Annotated in this window: 14 protein-coding genes; 6 read left to right on the forward strand and 8 right to left on the reverse strand. The window is 36.6% G+C overall.

Going from position 1 to position 19,803, the window contains the following annotated elements; genetic code table 11:
• Window positions 1–54: 54 nt before the first annotated feature.
• The 7 genes from G440_RS0104800 to G440_RS0104830 form a co-directional block, all read right to left on the reverse strand.
• Window positions 55–678: a bifunctional nuclease family protein gene (locus G440_RS0104800; RefSeq protein ID WP_026450263.1), complete on the reverse strand. Its 624-nt coding sequence runs from the start codon at window positions 676–678 to the stop codon at window positions 55–57.
• A 188-nt stretch (window positions 679–866) separates the two neighbouring features.
• On the reverse strand, window positions 867–1,832 hold the full coding sequence (locus G440_RS0104805; protein ID WP_026450264.1) for an electron transfer flavoprotein subunit alpha/FixB family protein: 966 nt from the start codon (window positions 1,830–1,832) through the stop codon (window positions 867–869).
• Window positions 1,833–1,950: 118 nt separating this feature from the next.
• On the reverse strand, window positions 1,951–2,691 hold the full coding sequence (locus G440_RS0104810) for an electron transfer flavoprotein subunit beta/FixA family protein (protein WP_026450265.1): 741 nt from the start codon (window positions 2,689–2,691) through the stop codon (window positions 1,951–1,953).
• Window positions 2,692–2,973: 282 nt separating this feature from the next.
• Complete coding sequence (locus G440_RS0104815) at window positions 2,974–4,005, reverse strand: T9SS type A sorting domain-containing protein (RefSeq protein ID WP_026450266.1); 1,032 nt, start codon at window positions 4,003–4,005, stop codon at window positions 2,974–2,976.
• Between the two features lie 193 nt (window positions 4,006–4,198).
• Window positions 4,199–8,275, reverse strand: a complete 4,077-nt coding sequence (locus G440_RS0104820) for an InlB B-repeat-containing protein (RefSeq protein WP_084426590.1) — start codon at window positions 8,273–8,275, stop codon at window positions 4,199–4,201.
• A 98-nt stretch (window positions 8,276–8,373) separates the two neighbouring features.
• Window positions 8,374–9,213: a response regulator transcription factor gene (locus G440_RS0104825; RefSeq protein ID WP_034259034.1), complete on the reverse strand. Its 840-nt coding sequence runs from the start codon at window positions 9,211–9,213 to the stop codon at window positions 8,374–8,376.
• 144 nt (window positions 9,214–9,357) lie between these two features.
• Complete coding sequence (locus G440_RS0104830) at window positions 9,358–11,391, reverse strand: tetratricopeptide repeat-containing sensor histidine kinase (RefSeq protein ID WP_026450269.1); 2,034 nt, start codon at window positions 11,389–11,391, stop codon at window positions 9,358–9,360.
• 302 nt (window positions 11,392–11,693) lie between these two features.
• On the opposite strand from G440_RS0104830, the gene G440_RS0104835 reads away from it, so the two are divergent.
• The 5 genes from G440_RS0104835 to G440_RS0104855 all read left to right on the forward strand — a co-directional run bounded on the left by G440_RS0104835 (window position 11,694) and on the right by G440_RS0104855 (window position 16,452).
• Entirely contained in the window at window positions 11,694–12,671 is a 978-nt protein-coding gene (locus G440_RS0104835; protein WP_026450270.1) for a pyruvate dehydrogenase complex E1 component subunit beta, read from the forward strand.
• Between the two features lie 93 nt (window positions 12,672–12,764).
• Window positions 12,765–13,127, forward strand: coding sequence for a four helix bundle protein (locus tag G440_RS0104840; protein ID WP_026450271.1), 363 nt, complete (start codon window positions 12,765–12,767; stop codon window positions 13,125–13,127).
• Window positions 13,128–13,238: 111 nt separating this feature from the next.
• On the forward strand, window positions 13,239–15,731 hold the full coding sequence (locus G440_RS0104845; RefSeq protein ID WP_026450272.1) for a DUF5686 and carboxypeptidase-like regulatory domain-containing protein: 2,493 nt from the start codon (window positions 13,239–13,241) through the stop codon (window positions 15,729–15,731).
• Window positions 15,732–15,926: 195 nt separating this feature from the next.
• Window positions 15,927–16,172 (forward strand): ribbon-helix-helix domain-containing protein, encoded by a 246-nt coding sequence (locus tag G440_RS0104850; RefSeq protein ID WP_026450273.1) that lies wholly within the window; start codon window positions 15,927–15,929, stop codon window positions 16,170–16,172.
• Window positions 16,165–16,452, forward strand: a complete 288-nt coding sequence (locus G440_RS0104855) for a type II toxin-antitoxin system RelE/ParE family toxin (RefSeq protein WP_026450274.1) — start codon at window positions 16,165–16,167, stop codon at window positions 16,450–16,452. Before G440_RS0104850 ends, G440_RS0104855 begins: the two co-directional genes overlap by 8 nt.
• Before the next feature lie 146 nt (window positions 16,453–16,598).
• Here the strand turns inward: G440_RS0104855 and lipB are convergent, their stop codons facing one another.
• Window positions 16,599–17,315, reverse strand: a complete 717-nt coding sequence (gene lipB / locus G440_RS0104860) for a lipoyl(octanoyl) transferase LipB (protein WP_026450275.1) — start codon at window positions 17,313–17,315, stop codon at window positions 16,599–16,601.
• A gap of 179 nt (window positions 17,316–17,494) precedes the next feature.
• Between lipB and G440_RS19495 the strand changes: the two genes are divergently transcribed.
• Window positions 17,495–19,738, forward strand: a complete 2,244-nt coding sequence (locus G440_RS19495; protein ID WP_051285157.1) for a zinc-dependent metalloprotease — start codon at window positions 17,495–17,497, stop codon at window positions 19,736–19,738.
• The last annotated feature ends 65 nt before the right edge of the window (window positions 19,739–19,803 follow it).

Consider the following 19,803-nt stretch of genomic DNA (forward strand, 5'->3'; position numbering starts at 1 on the left):
TTTCAAATTTTAAATCTGTTTTTTGCCACTGCTCATTACTAATTATTATAAAAACTACTGTCTTTTAGAGATTTCATCTCTTACGCTTGCAGCTTTTTCGTAATTTTCGTTTTTTACAGCTTCGTCTAACATTTTGTTTAAGTCACTCATACTAAATTTGCTGTAATCTTCTTTTGAAGGCTTAACAGATTCTTTGTCTTCCCCTAAAATTAGATTTTCTATTACTGACTCTTCCTGCTTAGTGAGTGATTTTTTTGAAGTGGAAGTTTTTAAATAGATTCCTGCTTTGTCCAGAATGTTTTTATAAGTAAAGATTGGCGCATTAAAGCGGAGTGCCAAAGCAATGGCATCACTGGTTCTTGCATCTATAATCTCTTCAATTTTATCGCGTTCGCAGATTAGGCTGGAATAAAAAACGCCATCGACCAATTTGTGGATTATCACTTGCTTTACGACGATTTCAAATCGGTCAGCAAAATTTTTAAAAAGATCGTGGGTTAATGGCCGAGGGGGAGTTATTTCCTTTTCTAGCGCAATGGCAATGGACTGTGCTTCAAAGGCACCAATGACAATGGGGAGTTTTCGCTCGCCATCCACTTCGCTTAAAATAAGGGCATAAGCCCCGTTTTGTGTTTGGCTATATGATATTCCCTTTATGGTAAGTTTTACTAAACTCATTTTCTGTATCGGCTTTACCCCCAGCCCCTAAAGGGGAGTGTTTCTGGCTCCCTTAAGGGCTGGGGTTCGTTTTTGGTTAAACAATAGATTATAAAATTAACGAATCTATTACCAATAAAAAAAGCTGTTTAAATTAGGGCGTTTCCTTATTTAAACAGCCTTGTCTCGAGGCACAAATTAATAAAAAATTATGCGTTTTGCGCCTTAAATTCTTTTAATTTTTCTGTGAGTTTTGGCACAATTTCAAAAGCATCGCCTACAATGCCGTAGTCTGCGGCTTTAAAGAAAGGTGCTTCTGGATCATTATTGATAACCACTTTCACTTTGGAAGCATTAATTCCAGCCAAATGTTGGATTGCTCCGGAAATCCCAATAGCGATGTACAAGTTAGCGGCCACTGGTTTTCCAGTTTGGCCCACGTGTTCGCTATGTGGACGCCAGTCCATATCGCTCACAGGTTTAGAACAAGCGGTTGCTGCGCCTAAAGTAGCTGCTAGATCTTCAATCATTCCCCAGTTTTCAGGGCCTTTAAGTCCGCGACCACCAGATACCACTATTTCGGCATCGGCGATGGTTACTTTATCTGTAGCCTTGTCAACTGAAACAATTTCCATGTCGAAATCGTGTGCATCTAAGTTTGGCGAAAAAGCTTCACTTGTTGCAGCGGTTTCATTTTCTTTTAACCCATACGTGTTTTTACCTAGACCTATTATTTTAATATCGGTTTTTATTTCCGTGGATGCGAAAGCCTTGTTTGTAAAAACGTTATGCTTCACCTTAAAAGGCGAAGTGCTTTCTGGAAGACTAAATACGTTGGGAACGAAGCCAGCTTCCAAATTTACTGCCAAGGTTGGCGATAAAAATTTGCTGTTTGCACTAGAAGATAAGACGATAACTTTTGCATCTTCATTCTTGGCGGCTTGTCCGATTACATCGGCATAAGCTTCGCCATTAAATTTCTTTAATTTATCATCGGAAACTTCCAATACTTTAGAAGCGCCGTATTTGCCCAATTCCGCGGTGTCATCGGCATTGATACTCACAGCTGTAACAGTGGTCCCCATTTGGTCTGCAATTCCTTTTGCATACGAAACAGCTTCCAAAGCTATTTTTTTTATTTTTCCTTCTTCTGATTCGGTATATACTAAAATCATAGTTGTATTATTTTGTGATTAATAAGTAAAATTTGGAGTTTCAAATTACATTTCGAAAAAATCCAAATTTCAAGTACCAAATTCCAAAGTTTGGAATTTGGAATTTATGTTTTGGAATTTATATCACCTTGGCTTCATTATGAAGCAAGCTTATCAATTCGTCTACGTTGTCAACCAATTTTATGGAACCCTTTGGTGCGGGCTTTTCAAAGGAAACGGTGTTTGTTTCCGAATTTGCTTCAACAGGTTCTTTAACGTTAAGTGGTTTTTTTCTGGCTTGCATAATACCACGCATATTTGGAATACGCAAATCACTTTCCTCAACAATACCTTTTTGTCCACCAACAACAAGTGGCAATGAGGTTTTTAGTGTTTCTTTTCCACCGTCAATCTCACGGATTGCGGTAGCTTTATCGCCTTCTACTTCAAGACCGATACAGGTGTTTACAAAATTCGCTCCAATAAGTTTTGCGAGCATGCCAGGAACCATTCCCCCGTTATAATCGATGGATTCACGACCTCCGATAATCAAATCGTAAGCTCCTTCTTTTGCAACATTGGCAAGTTGTTTCGCTACTGAAAAACCATCAGTTGCTGGAGTGTTTATTCTTATAGCTTCATCGGCGCCTATTGCCAAAGCTTTTCTAAGTGTAGGTTCAGTTTCTGGGCCGCCAACGTTAATAACGTGAACAGTTGCACCTTGTTTTTCCTTAAACCACATGGCACGGGTAAGACCAAATTCATCATTTGGATTAATTACAAATTGCACACCGTTAGTATCAAACTTGGTGTCGCCATCGGTAAAATTAATCTTTGAAGTTGTATCTGGTACGTGACTTATACAGACTAATATTTTCATTTTGTACTATTTTTTGGATTGTAAATTAAATGCAAAGCATTAAGTTGTAAAACTCAAGTATTTGCTTGCGTTATCTTTCGCTTTTTAAGCTAGAGATTATTTAGATAATCCTTGGCTCTTCGAGCTTCGGACTACTCAGGTGCGAAGTTAAGAATAATTTAGGTTTTTTTTACTATGCGTGCATAATAAATTTCGGTTAAAAGTTGTGGTAAAATATAAAACCACACCGTTAAACATCTTCTTAGATTGTTCGGGGTGTGGTTTGGGTAAAACAGCTAACAATTATTCTTTTATAAATTTTTTGGTCATTGTTCCTTTGTCGGTTTCTATTTGAAGGAAATAGAGGCCAGGACTAAGATTAGATATGTCAATAGTGCTACTTGAATTATCAACTTTTATTTTTTGGCCTGCTATGTTTATAATTGATAATTTGTCTATTGTCAACTCTGAATTTGTTTCGATATTCAAAAATTTGGAAGCTGGGTTTGGATATATGGAAAACGATGTTTCGTTAAATTCTGAAATGCTTAATGCGTCACATTCGGCTTGCGTTTCAACGAAAGTAGCATTGGAATCTATATTCCAATTGGGGGGAATATTGTTTTTGTCATCGACAAAAACACAAGTGAGATTAATATTGTCAGTTGCTTCTATTGAACTTATATTAGCGTTGTTTCCATTTTTGATATTTAATGTAGAAATGTTGTTATGATCAAATAAAACCATGGCCAAGAGCGGATTATTGCTTAAATCAAGATCTCCCGTAAATTGGTTATAATTCCCACTGAAATTGCCATCCCCAATAGAAAAATAAACCAAATTTGTCCAACTTGAAAAAACAGTTGAGATATCGCCAGAAAGTAAGTTTCCGTTCAACCAAAAACTTGACATATTTGTTAGATTGGAAAATGAAGCGGGTATAGTACCGGTTAATGCATTATCCTCTAGTGAAAGGAGTTCTATTTTCGTGCAATTTCCAAGTTCATCGGGGATATTTCCAGTTAAGGTATTGTTCCAAAAAGCGAGGAATTCCAATTCTGTTAGATTTCCTATTTCATTAGGAATACTACCTACAAGATTGTTATAACTGAGATCTAAACTTTTCACATGATCTGTTCCACCGATATTCTCAACGGTTATTCCGTGCCAAGTGGAAACAGATTCTCCACTTCCCCAGTTGGTGTTATTCACCCAATTTTGACCATTGGTGCTGTTATAGAGCGCCATAAGCGCGTCGCGCTCCAGTTGCGGTACCTGAGCGATTGTTACTGTGCCGCACAGAACGACAAAGATGATGAGTAGTTGATTTTTCATGATAATAATTTTTAGTGGTTAGTCAATTATTGTTTATCAAGAATTGTTACGTGCTAAACTATTTAAGGAAACTAAAGGAAACAATACCTTGTATTGGGTATTTTTTAGGCAGTTAGGAGAAAAGTAAAACCACACCGCTAAACATCTCCCCAGATTGTTCTAAGTGTGGTTTAAAAAAAAATAGAACTCCCCACTATTTTTTTATGATTTTTTTGATAACGGTTCTTTGATCGGTTTTTATTTGAATAAAGTAAAGTCCCGCACTGAGATTGGAAACGTCAATTTGGTTTGAGAATTTAGCCTTGGTAATCATTTGTCCAGCAACATTGCTGATATTTAAGTCTTTAACTTTTTCATTATCGTAAACCTTCACTGTGATAATCTGTGAAACTGGATTTGGAAATATTTCGATTGGGTTGTCCGTGGCATAATCCACAATTCCTAATGTACAGTCTTCAGAGTAGGTGGCGCTTGGATCTTTCAGCCAAGAGGCGTAAACTCCTGTGCCAGCATTTGCTGCAGTCTCATCATCTACTTGAATACAGGTTAAATTTGGATTGTCACTGGCTAAGAAATTTGTAATGAGACCGTTATTTCCATTTTGAACATTCAAGGATTGTAGTTGTCCCATCTGACAATAAATCTCGGTTAGTTGCGTGTTTTCACTAAGATCTAAATCTGTTATTTGGTTCATTAAGCAGGAAATATATTTCAAATTAATATTTTGCGATACATCAAGGAAGCTTAAGTTGTTATCGTAACAATTTAAATATTCAAGATTAATAAAGCTGCTTACGTCCAAGTGAGAAAGATCGTTTTGTGAACAAGACAGATAAACCAATCCAATGTTTGAACCAAGGTTTAACTGTGTTAATTGGTTCTGGTCGCAGGATAAATCCGTTAAGGAATAAAAATCTTGTATTCCTGACAAATCACTGATGTTTTTGTTTTGAACACTAAGTGTTGATATATTAATTATATCTGCTGTAAACACTTGACCATTTATAATAGCATCGGTATCTATACCTAAATCAATAAGGGCTTGCTCGAAGTTTGGATCTGGAATTTGGGTGATAGCTAAGAAATTACCGGTTAAAGTTCTGTTATCTGTTACTGTAAAACTAAAAGTTGAATTGGTAGAAACAATGCTTCCGTTTTCTGTCCAGTTTACAAAGTCATATCCTGAATTTGGAGTAGCGTTAAGATTACAAGTGCTGTTGTATTGATAATTTCCACCACCAGTTATATTTCCTCCATCTGTAGGATTTGCAACAGTTGAAACAGTATAGGTATTCAAATCAAAATTGGCAATTAAGGATTTATTTTCCGTAACCGTAAAACTATAGTTGGCATCTGTAGAAATTACTGTTCCATTTTCTGTCCAGTTTATAAATGTATAGCCAGTATTTTCACTTGCCGATAAGGTGCAATTGTCTCCGTAAGAATAACTTCCTGCTCCAGTTATTGTTCCAGCATTTGTTGGGTTCGCCTCCGCAGAGATTTGAAATGTTCCCAATTCAAAATTTGCGGTAAGTGTTCTATCATCAACAACTGTAAAGCTGTAATTTGCATTTGTGGAAACTACTGATCCGTTTTCTGTCCAATTTACAAATCCGTATCCTGAATTTGGAGAAGCGGTGAGGTTACATGCGCTGTTGTATTGATAGTTTCCACCGCCAGTTATATTTCCACCATCTGTGGGATTTGAAATTGTTGAAACAGTATAGGTATTCAATTCAAAATTGGCAATTAAGGATTTATTTTCCGTAACCGTAAAACTATAACTGGCATCTGTAGAAACCACAGCTCCATTTTCGGTCCAATTAATAAACGTGTAGCCAGTATTTTCTGTTGCGGATAAGGTGCAACTGTCTCCGTAAGAATAACTTCCTGCTCCAGTTATTGTTCCAGCATTTGTTGGGTTCGCCTCCGCAGAGATTTGAAATGTTCCCAATTCAAAATTTGCGGTTAGTGTTCTATCATCAACAACTGTAAAGCTGTAATTTGCATTTGTGGAAACTACTGATCCGTTTTCTGTCCAATTTACAAAGCCGTATCCTGGATTTGGAGAAGCGATAAGATTACAGGTGCTGTTATATTGATAATTTCCACCGCCAGTTATATTCCCTCCATCTGTGGGATTTGCAACAGTTGAAATATCATAGGTATTCAAATCAAAATTGGCAATTAAGGATTTATTTTCCGTAACCGTAAAGCTATAGTTGGCATTAGTTGAAACCACTGTTCCATTTTCAGTCCAGTTATTAAATGTATAACCAGTATTTTCTGTTGCTGATAATGTGCAATTGTCTCCGTATGTATAATTTCCTGCTCCAGTTATTGTTCCTGCGTTTGTGGGATTCGCTTGTGCATTGATTTGATAGGTTTCCAATTCGAAATTGGCAATTAGATTACGATCCGCTTGGGCAAGAAAAGTATAATTCGCATTTGTTGAAACAACCGTTCCGTTTTCGGTCCAGTTGATAAACTCGTAGCCAATACTGTTGGTTGCATTCACCGTAACACTTTGTTCAAAACCATAGGTTCCATCCCCAGAAGTGGTTCCGCCTGCTGTTGGATTGGCACTTGTGGTTATATCATAAAAAATGGTTGAGGGGTCAATTCCGTAGGCTAAAGTTAAAGTAACTCCATCTGCGTAAAAGCAATAGTTTTTTGTCGGTAATACTTGGACTTCACCTGTAAAATCGGCTTCCCAAATTATTTTAGCATCATCACCACAGGCATCTTCATTAAATGCCAAAAAACTTCCATCTAAGTTATTCCTTAAGGTTAATTGAGAATCAATGGAAGATTGCCCTCCATCATCTGTACACAAAGACCAAAAATATGTTGTGCCTTCGGTAACGTTATATATAGAATAGCATAATGCAATGGTAGCGTTTGTTTGTGTAGAAGTCGTAGGGGTAAATATTGTTGTAGTGTATTGACAAGGACTATCGCAGCCAATTAAATTGTCGCTATAGGCAGCAATTATATCTTTCATTTCTCGAATAGTACGCGCGTTGTTGCCATCCATTGCATCTCCAACGGGGGTACCAAAATAGGTTATATTAGGATCGGAAAAATAATATATATGATAATGTGGTATCCCATCTGGAAAAGCTGCTCCACCCCCATAAGTTAATATCGATGCCCTTGGTATATCGTTATCTGAATTCCAACGCCAGCCAGCCGAATAATCAAAAAGTCCGGGACCAGGTTGAAAAAGCTGTTCTTTATGATGCCCTGCTCCGAATATATGTCCAGATTCGTGAATATTTAAATAATCTACGTTGTTTCCAGTAATGGTTAATGAACAGAAGGCAAAGGCTGGATCTCCATCCATGGTTTGTGGTATATAGGAAACACCTCCTCCAACAATTGTATGAAGTAGTACGACAAAATCTGCGTTCTCCTCAACCCTCAACGCATGAACTTCATCCAAATAACCATCATTTCTAATTCGAAGTCGTGATAATTGTTCTGGAAAAGTCCCTGACTCCACATAATCAGTTTTATGAGAATACACTACGTTATAATTTAAGTCTATCATTGAGTTGTCAAAAGAAGTTTGTGCAATAGTTTCCATCATCGCTATTGTATTTGCTATTGAGCCATTATTGGCAATGGCCCAATTTTCTGCTGCTTGTGTATAAACTACCATAACATCAATTTCTGTTGTGGCACTTGGCAATCTATTATTTGATTCTATACCTTCACTTGATTCATTGCTTTTAAGAGAATTTGGAAAATCTAATTGATCTATTGTTGCTAGAGGTTCATGGCATTCTGTTAAGCTCTGTTTGGCCAAGTCTGATTGTGCTAAATAAATCGTATCATTGTTAGGATCAATTTGAGTTGTATAGCTTTCCGCAGTTTCTGGAACTTCAATTCGCATCATAACTGTTCCATTACTTGCCAATGTTATTATGCAAAACCCCATTTGAGAATCTGTTAAGGTGGCTCGAATAACTAATGTGCCATTTGCATCTTGTTTTATGTCATCTATAATTGCTAAGTAGTTTTGCGAAGGAAAAAGATCCAATAATAACTCAATTCCAATATCATTTGCACTCAGTCTTTTAATATTTTGATTCAACGAAAAAGGACGTGCTTTTTTGTAAGGATATAAGAAATTTGACTCTGGAAGTGAGGTGTTTCTTGTAATTTCACTTTGGTTATAGGTGCCATCATTGATATTCAATTGTCGGTTTTGTGCCGAGAGACTTAGGACGAAGAATGTGCAAAAGAGCAGTGTAATTGTTTTCATATAGCTTGTCTGTTTGGTTGTTAGAGAAGCTAAGATGAAATTATATTACAATTATTAAAACTAAAAATGAAAATCTGCCCTAAACAAATGAAAATCTGCTATTTGAATTTCTGATATAAGAGTTCAAAGCGTTTTTCTACTTCCGGCTTATAGGTTTTGGAGATGTGGCAGATATGGTCGCCTATTTTTAAACGAATACCATTGATGCGACCATCCAGAATGTGCTCGCTGATATTAACGATTTCGCTTTCATTGATGCGGATAAAGTGATTGGGTAGCTTACCTAAAATTTCAGAGAGACTAACGGGAAGATAATAGGATTTTTCGTTAAATGTTGCAATGCGCACATAGTTGCTCTTTAGTTTTAGAAATTCAGGTTTCCCGGTGCGTTTGCTTTTTTCAAGATTGGGTTGGGTGGACTTCGTAGTGATCATGGCAATGTCCACAAACAATACAGGGAGTTCTGAAACTGTTTGGTTTCCGTGATTTTTCACATTGGTTATATAGTTTGTAAAGCATAGAATAGCATCTTTGCAATGGGTAGGTGTTTGCTTTTTATTTCGAGAGAGAGCAGTCTGTATGGCACGTACCACTTGCTTGGTATCGAGGTGTGGCTTAGTTTTTACTAGGAAATTTTCATGATGTGTTTGTAGTCCTTCAAAAAAGGTCTCATTGTCGTCATAATCGGTCACGTAGATAAAGGGAATGTTATAACTTGTGGATAGTATCTTTCCTAAGTCTATTCCAGAAAGCGCTCCTTCTAAATCAATATCTAAAAGAACTATGTCCGGCAATTTGGTCTGGAATCGTTCCAAGGCTTTTTCAACACTGGGGGTAAATCCGTCTACGCTGTAGTTTTCTTCCGAAAGTGCCATGGAAAGACGCTTGTAAAGTATGGCTTTGTCTTCTACAATAAGGATGTGGGCTTTTGGCTTCATAATAGATCTGAGATGTTAGACTTTAGAATTAGGGTATTGAATTTTTGTACTTAATTAAGTGAGTCAGTTATAACGATGAAAGATGTTTATTTTTTATTAGGAATCAATCTTCCTGCAAACTGCCACAGCTAATGCCCACTCCTTTTACGCTGCGTTTTTTGGAAAGGTGATATCCATTTTGGTTCCATTGTTTCCGTCCAATGCAAATGTGCCTTTGTATTCTTGAGTTAACAATTTTATAGTCTCCATTCCGAAGGAATTTAAACTATCAATGTCAAAACCTTCTGGTAAGCCTTTTCCGTTATCGTGCAACTGCAAATGATATTTGTTGTTTTCCTCTTTAAAGTTTATGGAAACAATTCCATTTTCATGATTTGGAAAAGCGTATTTATAGCTGTTGGTTACAAATTCGTTTACTATAAGTCCGATAGGGAAGGAGGTGTCCGCACGAAGGTTTGTGTCGGTCACGTTTTGTTTTAGGCTAATATTTTGTCTGTTGTAGGCTTTTTTTACATTTTCCACCAAAGCTGAAATATAGGTTTTGGCATTTACACTGGTAACATCCTCTTTTTTAAAGAGTTGTTTATGTACTTCGAACATGCTATTTATTCTATTTTGTAACTCGTCCAGTTTTGCGCGATAAGCGGGATCTGGGAACTTGCCTTTTGCCAAAGTGATAAAGAAATCTATAAACGAAAGATTGTTCTTTAGACGATGGTGCAGTTCACGCTGTAGTTGTTCTACCAGATCTTTTTGCTTTTCAATCTCGCGCTTTTGCTTTTGGTTTTTGCGGTAGGCAATAAAAAAGATGCCTAAGCCAGCCAGTGCAACTGTGAGTCCTCCTCCCAGGACCAGTTTTTGAGTCTTTTCCTTTTCGGTGTGCAGGGCCTGTTCTGCGTTTTGTTGTTTTAAGGCTAGATTTTCTTTTTCCTTTTTTTCGGTTTGGTATTTTGTATTTAATTCAGCTACACTTTCTACTTGACTTTTTGACAAAATTTCATAGGCCAAGCTAAAATATTTTTTATGGTAGAATAACGACTTTTCAAGTTCATTTTTCCCCTCATAAATCATCGATAGTAGAATATATGCGCTTCTCTCTGAGGTTTCAGGTAATGCAATTTTATCAATCGTATCATTTAAAGTTTTCAATATTATCCTTTCAGCTTCATTGAATTTTTTATCATAAACATTCAGTAGAGTGACGTTAATCGAGATTGTATTGATGCCGACTTTTGAATCCAATTCAGTTGCGATTTTTAATGCTTTGTCATAGTATTCGTATGCTTTTTCTCTATTATCCATTCTATTGTAAATACCTGCGGTAGTTATCAAAATGTCTAAATTGAGTAATTTATCACCATATTGTTCTAGCATAGTCAAGGCTTTGGAATTATACTCCAGTGCTTTTTCAAATTCTTTTGTTCTGGAATATGTTGTAGACAAACCTCTATAATGATTTAATGTAGTAAGAAATAAGTCGTTTTCTTCGGAAATTTTGATAGCTTTCTTGTATAATTCTTCTGCTTTTTTCTCATCGCTCAACCACATATAATTACCAGCGATTATTCCAATAGCATCGGATTCTAGTTGTAGATTATTTGTTTTTTCAGCAGTTTCCCTTGCGTTTATTGCATATCCCGTTGATGCATTATAATTCCTTTGGTTTTGTTTTACAATGCCGAGGTTTATATATGCTTTTCCAATATAGTCTAGATTATTATCCTTGCATATTTTTAATACTTTTAAATACTCATTCTCAGCTCTATTGTACAGTTGAAATTTGTTATATAAGCCACCTAAGGCTGTGTAATCTTTCGCAAGATTTAAGTAGTTGTTTGAATCAAGGTTGATTTTATTCGATTTATGGAAATATTCTAAAGCTTTTATCGAATCGCGTTTTTTCTCATATTCCCTTATCAATAATTGAAATCCATAAACCAAGGACTCTTGATCATTGGTTTCTTCTGCTACAGCTATTAATTCATCATAATACTGTTGTGATTTTTCAAGATCGTAAATCTCAGAAGATGCTTTACAGAGTTTCTTTAAAATATCTAACCGTGAGGTGTTATTTTTAGCGGTTTCCAAAACCGCCTTCAAACTATCAATCTTCCCCTGCTGCGAATAGGAAAAAGATATAATTAACATAAACACTGCGCATAATAAGATTGTTTTCATAAATAGGTTCTTGAATCTATAAAAATATATGTTAATGCTTTGTTAAACAAATATTTTTAAAGAAAACAATTTTACCGCTTTATCATCTTTTATAGTCTAGTTATCAGCTTAATGGATGTTATTTGAATTTTTACCGTAGGCATTTTGAATAATACGACGACTTGTATTAAGATAAGAATGGCTTAAATAGGGATGCTAAAAGCATTTCTGGAAATGTGAGCCACAACTCAATAATTAGTTTTATTTTTGTTCTCCTATTCTGATAGCTATCGGAATTCAGTTATTTATTTCAATTTAGAAAGATGAAAACACTACAATTTAGAGAAGCGGTTTGTGAAGCGATGAGCGAAGAAATGCGCCGCGATGAAACTATATATTTAATGGGCGAGGAAGTAGCCGAATACAACGGTGCTTACAAAGCCAGTAAGGGCATGCTCGATGAGTTTGGAGCTAAAAGAGTTATTGATACTCCTATTTCAGAAAATGGATTTTCAGGGATTGGGGTCGGTTCAGCAATGAATGGCAACAGGCCTATTATTGAGTATATGACCTTTAACTTCTCCTTGGTTGCAATTGACCAAATTATTAACAATGCGGCCAAAATGCGTCAAATGAGCGGTGGACAGTTTAATATTCCTATCGTTTTCAGAGGTCCAACAGCTTCTGCGGGACAACTTGCAGCAACGCATAGTCAGGCTTTTGAAAGTTGGTATGCCAACTGCCCTGGTCTAAAAGTGATAGTTCCTAGCAATCCAGCCGATGCAAAAGGCTTGCTGAAAAGCGCTATTCGCGATAACGATCCAGTAATATTTATGGAGAGTGAGCAGATGTATGGCGATAAAGGCGAAGTGCCAGAAGGGGAATATTTAATCCCAATTGGAGTTGCCGATATTAAGCGGAAAGGAACGGATGTAACCATTGTTTCCTTCGGGAAAATTATCAAGGAAGCTTATAAGGCCGCCGAAAAACTAGCCGAAGAAGGTATTGAGTGTGAAATCATCGATCTCCGCACCGTTAGACCATTGGATTATGAGGCTATTTATGAGTCTGTAAAGAAAACAAACCGATTGGTGATTTTAGAAGAAGCTTGGCCCTTTGGAAACGTAGCTACTGAAATTACGTATCAAGTGCAAAACAATGTTTTTGACTATTTGGATGCGCCAATCGTAAAAATAAACACTGCAGACACTCCAGCGCCATATTCACCTAATCTATTAGCAGAATGGTTGCCCAATAGTGAAGATGTGATTAAGGCAGTGAAGAAAGTACTTTATAAATAGAAAACCCAAATAACAAACTCCAAATATCAAACAAATCACAAAAACCAATTTTTAAGAAGCAAACAAAAACTCTCAAACTTCAAAAAAATTAAAATGTCTGAATCTTCAAATAATAAACCTTATGATTTGGAAGAACGAACCTTGTTATTGGCAAAAGATATTCGGATTTTCATTAAGACCTTAAAAATGACAGTTGCTAATGTTGAAGATTCAAAGCAATTGGTTAGGTCTTCTGGCTCAGTGGGTTCAAATTACATTGAAGCGAATGAAGCCTTAAGTAAAAAGGATTTCAAATTTAGAGTTAAGATAAGTAGAAAAGAAGCAAAAGAAAGTGTTTACTGGCTTAGATTGATCACTGAAACAAATGAATTGCTTAATGAAAATGAAGCTAAAGATTTAATTCAAGAAGCCACTGAGCTAAAAAAGATTCTTTCAGCTATCATAGAAAAGTCTTAAATACATTTTTGTTTTTTTATTTTTTAATATTGGGTTTTATTTGGAATTTGATTCTTGTTATTTGTTATTTTTTCTTCTAAAAAGTTTATTTTACCCCATAGCTAATCATAAATGAAGAACCTTCTAATCCTATCTCTATTAATAATTAGTGCTTCGGTTTTCGCTCAGACCAAAGTAAGCGGCGTTATAAAAGATGAAACCGGTTTTCCCGTTTCTTTTGCCAATGTGATTTTTAAGGATTCACAGGAAGGGACTATTTCAGATGAAAACGGTCGTTTTTATTTGGAAAGTGACAAGACCTACCAAACTGTAATTTTTTCATTTCTCGGTTTTACCACAAAGGAAATTGAACTTACTTCCCGTACCACCTATAATATGGAGGTCGTTATGGAAGAAAGTGCGGATGCCTTGGATGAAGTTGTTGTCTATTCTGGAAAGACTTCAAAAAAGAACAATCCTGCGCTGGATATGCTTCGGAAAATTTGGGAAAATAGAAGAGAAAATGGCGTTAAGAAATTTAAACAATATCAATACGATAAATACGAAAAACTGGAGTTCGACCTGAACACCATAGACAGTGCCCTAATCAAAAGTAAGGTTTTCAAAGGTATGGAGTTTGTTTTTGATCAGGTAGATACTTCAAACGTTACTGGAAACACCTATTTGCCCATTTTTATAAATGAAGCGGTATCAAAAGTATATGGTGATAATTCGCTAAATCAAGAGAAGGAGGTATTGCAAGGAAATAAAAACTCAGGTTTCGAAAACAATCAAACCCTTATCGCCTTTGTAAAAGATCTATACAGCGAATATGACGTCTATGATAATTACCTGAAATTTTTTGACAAAGCTTTTACGAGTCCGCTGTCACGAACTGGAATAGATGTTTATAATTACGTGTTGCAAGACAGTGCTTACCGCGACAATAAATGGTGCTATAATATTGTGTATTATCCACGCAGAAAAAATGAACTGACATTTAAGGGAAATTTTTGGGTGAACGACACTACTTGGGCTATTAAAGAAATTAATTTAAAAGCTTCTAAGAGTGCTAATCTTAACTGGGTGCGCGATGTGTATATTGAACAAGACTTCGATGTGTTGAATGATTCCACTTTCTTGATAACACGAGATTATTTTATGAGCGACTTCAGTTTTAGAAAGAAGGAAGAAGCGAGGGGGGTTTATGGAAAACGGACAACCTTATATAATAATTATGTTTTTGATATTCCCAAAGGAAAAAAATACTATACGCAACAAGTAGATCCATATAGCTTTGAAATTTATAATCGTCCAGATGATTTTTGGGATATAAACCGAATGGAAAAGTTGAGCAAAGATGAAAAAGGCGTGTATAAAATGCTCGATACGCTTAAAACAGTGGGTAGGTTTAAAGCACTCTATAATATAGGTGCTACTTTGGCAAGCGGGTATTATGAGGTGAATAACTTAGATATTGGCCCTGTGTTTTCAATATTTGGTTTTAATGAGGCCGAAGGATTGCGAATCCGTTTGGGCGGAAGAACTTACTTTGGACAAAATGACCCGTGGCGTTTGGAAGGCTTTGGGGCTTATGGGTTTAAGGATGACCGCTTTAAATACGGAATCTCTGGAAAATGGCTTTTAGACCGAAAGTCACGCTTAACCGTATTTGGCGGAAACCGGCGCGATGTGGAACAAACCGGTGCCAGTCTTACCAACAGCAATGACGTTTTGGGGCGCAGTCTTGCTTCATCATCGCTTTTCTCCGTGGGCTCTAACGATAGGCTTTCACGTATAAATCTCTCAACAATAGGTTTTGATATTGAGCCGTGGAAGAATTTTATTTTGCGGATAACGGGCTCTTATAGAACGCTAAAATCTGCAACAGATACTTTTAGTATTGACTATAAAGTACTGGAAGATGGCGTTTATACGGGCAAAATAAAAAGTGAATTGCAACAAGCTGAAATACAATTTGGTTTTATGTACACGCCGGGACGTAAAACCTCTGGTTATGGCGTGGAGCGTACGGTGATCAACAGTGGTGATTTTCCTTCTTTTTACGCCGGTTATAGTTATGGCTTAAAAGATATCATGGGCGGTGATTTTGAATATAAAAAAATACAGGCGCTCTATACCCAACCGTGGAACATTGGAGGCATAGGCCGTTTGCTCTCTACCGTTGAGGTTGGAACTACCATGGGTGCGGTACCCATTAGTCTGTTGAATCCTATACCAGGTAACCAGACCTATTTCAGTGCTTATAATTCATTTACCCAATTGGATTATTACGAGTTCGTTAGTGACACCTATGCTTCACTTCATTTAGAGCACAACTTTGGTGGGCGCATCTTTTCGCGTATTCCATTGCTGCGGAAATTGGATCTGAGGGAAGTAGTTGGTTTTCGAGCTGTTTACGGAACAATATCCCAAGAAAATATTGATTTGAACGCTTCCAATATTGTTTATAAAGCTCCCGAAGACGTCTATTGGGAATGGAGCGTGGGCGTAGGAAACATCTTCCGTGTTTTTAGATTGGACTTCAATTTTCGCGGAAATTATTTGGACATGCCAGACGCTCGTAACTTCGGGGTTACCGGAGTTTTTGGGTTTAGTTTTTAAACCTTGATGCGATGTAAAAGCGCTTATTTTCTACACAAATTTAAAAGACTTCCTGCGAAACATGACACATTGAAATTTCTTTTTCCAGCTTGGAATAAGGAACTAATGTCTTTTACCAACAGTAAAAATTCGAAGGATAGAAATAGGTTTTAAAATTAGTTTGGTGTAAATTTACACCAAATTAATTTTTTTATTATGACAAGACAAAGCATTTCCTTGACGAAAAAAAATGACGAATGGTTAAAAAATCAATTGTTAGAAGAAGAATTTGCTAGCAAGAGTGAAGCTGTAAATTATCTTATAAAACAAGCTCGAAATCAGCAAGAATATTATGATTTTCTTAGAATGAAAATAGAAAGAGGAGAGAAAAGTGGTTTAGCGAAAAAGCAAACCAAAGAAGAAATGTTAGCTGGATTTAAGAAGAACCTTCCGAATGTATAGCTACTTTTTAACTAATGAAGCGAAGGAGGATTTAAGACGGATATATTATTATGGAATTACAAGATTTGGGATTGATCAAGCAGACAAATATTTCGGAATGATGCACGATTGTTTCGATAAAATTGAATCTAATCCTTTTTTATTTCCTGCAGTACAGTATCTAAACAAAGACTTTCGCTACTGTTTTTGCGGTGTTGATACTATTTATTATAAAATAATCGAAAATAAAAAAGTTGAAATTCTAACAATTATAGGAAGACAAGATTTATCCTTTAGATAGTTCAGTTAGCAGAAGATTATTTTACAAATATTGTATTCGTATTTATTGAGAACAAAAAACAACTTCGCGTGATTAGATGGTATTTTTTTTAGAAATACTTCAGTTATCGTTCTATTAAAAACCGCATCCTTAGTATAGCTAAACCCTTATATTGCAACTTCACTACGTTTCACTTCTGCTTCAAAAAGCACTAGAAAATGTTTCAGTAATTTTTCTTTTACTTCTTCCATAGGAACTATTGCTTTTCCCAATTCAACGTTTAAAGAAGTTCCGGCTTTGTCTTTTATTCCGCAGGGAATCATATGGTCAAAATAACCTAAATCGGTATTTACGTTTAACGCAAACCCGTGCATAGTAACCCATCTGCTGGCGCGAACACCCATAGCGCATATTTTTCGAGCAAACGGCGTACCCACATCCAGCCAGACACCGGTCTCGCCTTTGCTTCTTTCAGCTTTAAGACCGTATTCGGCTAGGGTAAGAATGATCATTTCTTCTAACAACCGAAGGTATTTATGAATGTCTGTAAAAAAGTTTTCCAGATCTAAAATAGGGTATCCCACAACTTGACCAGGTCCGTGGTAAGTGATATCGCCACCTCTGTTTATCTTATAAAATGTAGCGTCAATGGCTTTTAGTTTTTCTTCAGAAATAAGAAGGTTTTCTAAATGACCACTTTTTCCCAAAGTGTAAACGTGCGGGTGTTCAACAAAAAGAAGATGATTGGGTGTGCTGCGACTTAGATTTTCTCTTTTGTTTAAGCTTTTAATGGAAAGGATCTCCTGAAAAAGTTTTTCTTGAAAATCCCAAGTTTCTTTATAATCCAAGAAGCCTAAATCCGATATTTCCAATATTCTGTTCAATGAGAGAAACTTTAAATTAAGATGTAAAATTATCACTAAATTCTTTTTTTGAAGGCGATTTCTCAAATTTTGTGATGTTTTTCGGTTTTAACTGAAAAGTTAACTTCTTAAAAATTCCTTAATTTACCTAAAGTCTATTATCTTTACGGCTCTAAACATTCAAAACAATCCAGAATACTATGAAAAAAAGTACATTAAAACACATGCTGATTTTATCCTTAGCGCTATTTTGCTTTGGGGTAAATGCACAGAACAATGCGTTGTGGACGAAAGCATCGGCCAGACAAACGCAAGACAAACAATTAGCCGAAAGAAATGCAATACCACAGGAATACGACCTGTTTGCTCTAAATACTTCTGCCTTAAAAAACATTTTGGCGTCAGCTCCGGATAGAAATTCGGTGACATCAAATGTTATTATATCGCTACCTACCAATGGTGGTGAGTTACAGAAATTTCGTGTGTACGAAGCTTCTGTTATGGAGCCTGCATTTCAAGCACAACATCCAAACCTAAGGTCTTATACTGCACAAGGTATCGATGATCCCTCTGCAATAGCGCGTTTTAGCGTTACGGATCTTGGAGTGAATGTAATGATCTCTTCTGCCAACTATTCAACAATTTATATTGATCCGTACACTCAGGATAAAAATTATTACATTTCTTATAACGTAGATCAAATTACTTCTTCAGTTGATTTTGTATGTCATTTTGAGAATGACGAAGCAATGGCAAGACCAGATGGTACAGAAAATGCAAAAGATGGCACTTTAAGAACCTACAGATTGGCATTGGCCTCTACGGCGGAATACTCTTATTACCACTGGAACCGTGCAGGAATTCCTGCCTCTGCTTCTGATGCAGAAAAAAAAGCAGCCGTGCTTGCGGCAATGGTTATTGCGGTAACCCGTGTAGATGGTATTTATGAAAGAGATGTTGCCCTAACCATGGTTATGGTTGACAATACGGATATTATTTTCCTTAATGCGGGAACTGATGGTTATGATAATTTTGATGGTTTTGCCATGCTAGCTCAAAACCAAAGTATTGTTGATACTCAAATTGGATCTGCAAATTATGATATCGGTCATGTGTTCAGTACTGGTGGTGGTGGAATTGCCGGTCTTCGTGTTCCCTGCATGAGCGGTCAAAAAGCGAGAGGAGTAACAGGTTTACCTTCTCCAATTGGTGATAACTTTTATATTGATTTTGTAGCTCACGAAATGGGACACCAATTTGGTGCAAACCATACTTTTAATAACCCTTGTGGTGGTAATAGAAATGACTCAACCGCTTTTGAGGTTGGTAGTGGTTCTACTATTATGGGCTATGCTGGTGTTTGTTCTCCAAACGTACAGGCGCATAGTGATCCATATTTTCAAGCGATAAGCATTCAAGAAATCTGGATCAACATTAAAAATGGAAATTCTTCTTCATGTCCAGAAGAAATCCCAACAAACAATTTGCCTCCAACGGCAGATGCAGGGCCAGACCGTACCATTCCAAAAGGAACTCCATTTATTTTAATGGGAACTGCTACTGACCCAGATGGAGATGCATTATCGCATTGCTGGGAGCAAATGGACAGTCAATCTGCTCAAATGCCTCCAAGAGAAAATTCAACTGTAGGGCCAGCTTTTAGATCTATTAATCCAATGGCAGAACCAGAAAGATATATGCCAGCTTTGGTAACTGTATTAGCAAACCAAACTAAAAGTAATTGGGAGGTTGTTCCGCAAGTAGGTAGAAATATGAGATTTAGATATACCGTTCGTGACAACGCTGCGGTAGGTGGTTCTAGTGCCAGTGACAATATGTTTGTTATTGTTGATGATGCTGCCGGACCATTTATGGTTACTTCTCAAGCAACCGCTACTACTTGGACTATAGGTAACACAGAAACGGTTACCTGGGATGTTGCAGGTTCTGATGTGGCGCCAGTTGATAGCCCCAATGTTGATATTCTGTTTTCTACGGATGGCGGACAAACATACCCGGTAACTATTGCCCTGAACGTACCGAACACCGGTAGTGCAAATGTTGAAGTACCAAACCTAAACACTACCACTGGTAGAATGATGGTAAGATCTTCAAACAATATTTTCTATGACCTTAACGATGCTGTTATTACTGTAAATGGAACTATAGGTGTAGAAGAATTTGCATTTGACAACTTTGCGGTTTATCCAAACCCTTCAAATGGAACCTTCAACCTTACATTTATGCCAGCTTCCAATGATAACATTGAAGTTTCACTTTATGACTTAAGAGGAAGAGCCATCAATCAATATAGTTTTGATGATGTATCTGCATCAAACACTTTCACCAAACAATTGGATTACAATTATGTGGAAAGTGGAATGTATTTCCTAGTTGTGAAAAACGGAGATAAAGTAACTACTAAGAAGGTTATTAAGAACTAAGCTTCACTAATACTCACGCATAAAAAAAGAGACGTTCAAAATTTGAACGTCTTTTTTATTTTATA

Source organism: Aequorivita capsosiphonis DSM 23843, from assembly GCF_000429125.1.
GTDB lineage: Bacteria > Bacteroidota > Bacteroidia > Flavobacteriales > Flavobacteriaceae > Aequorivita > Aequorivita capsosiphonis.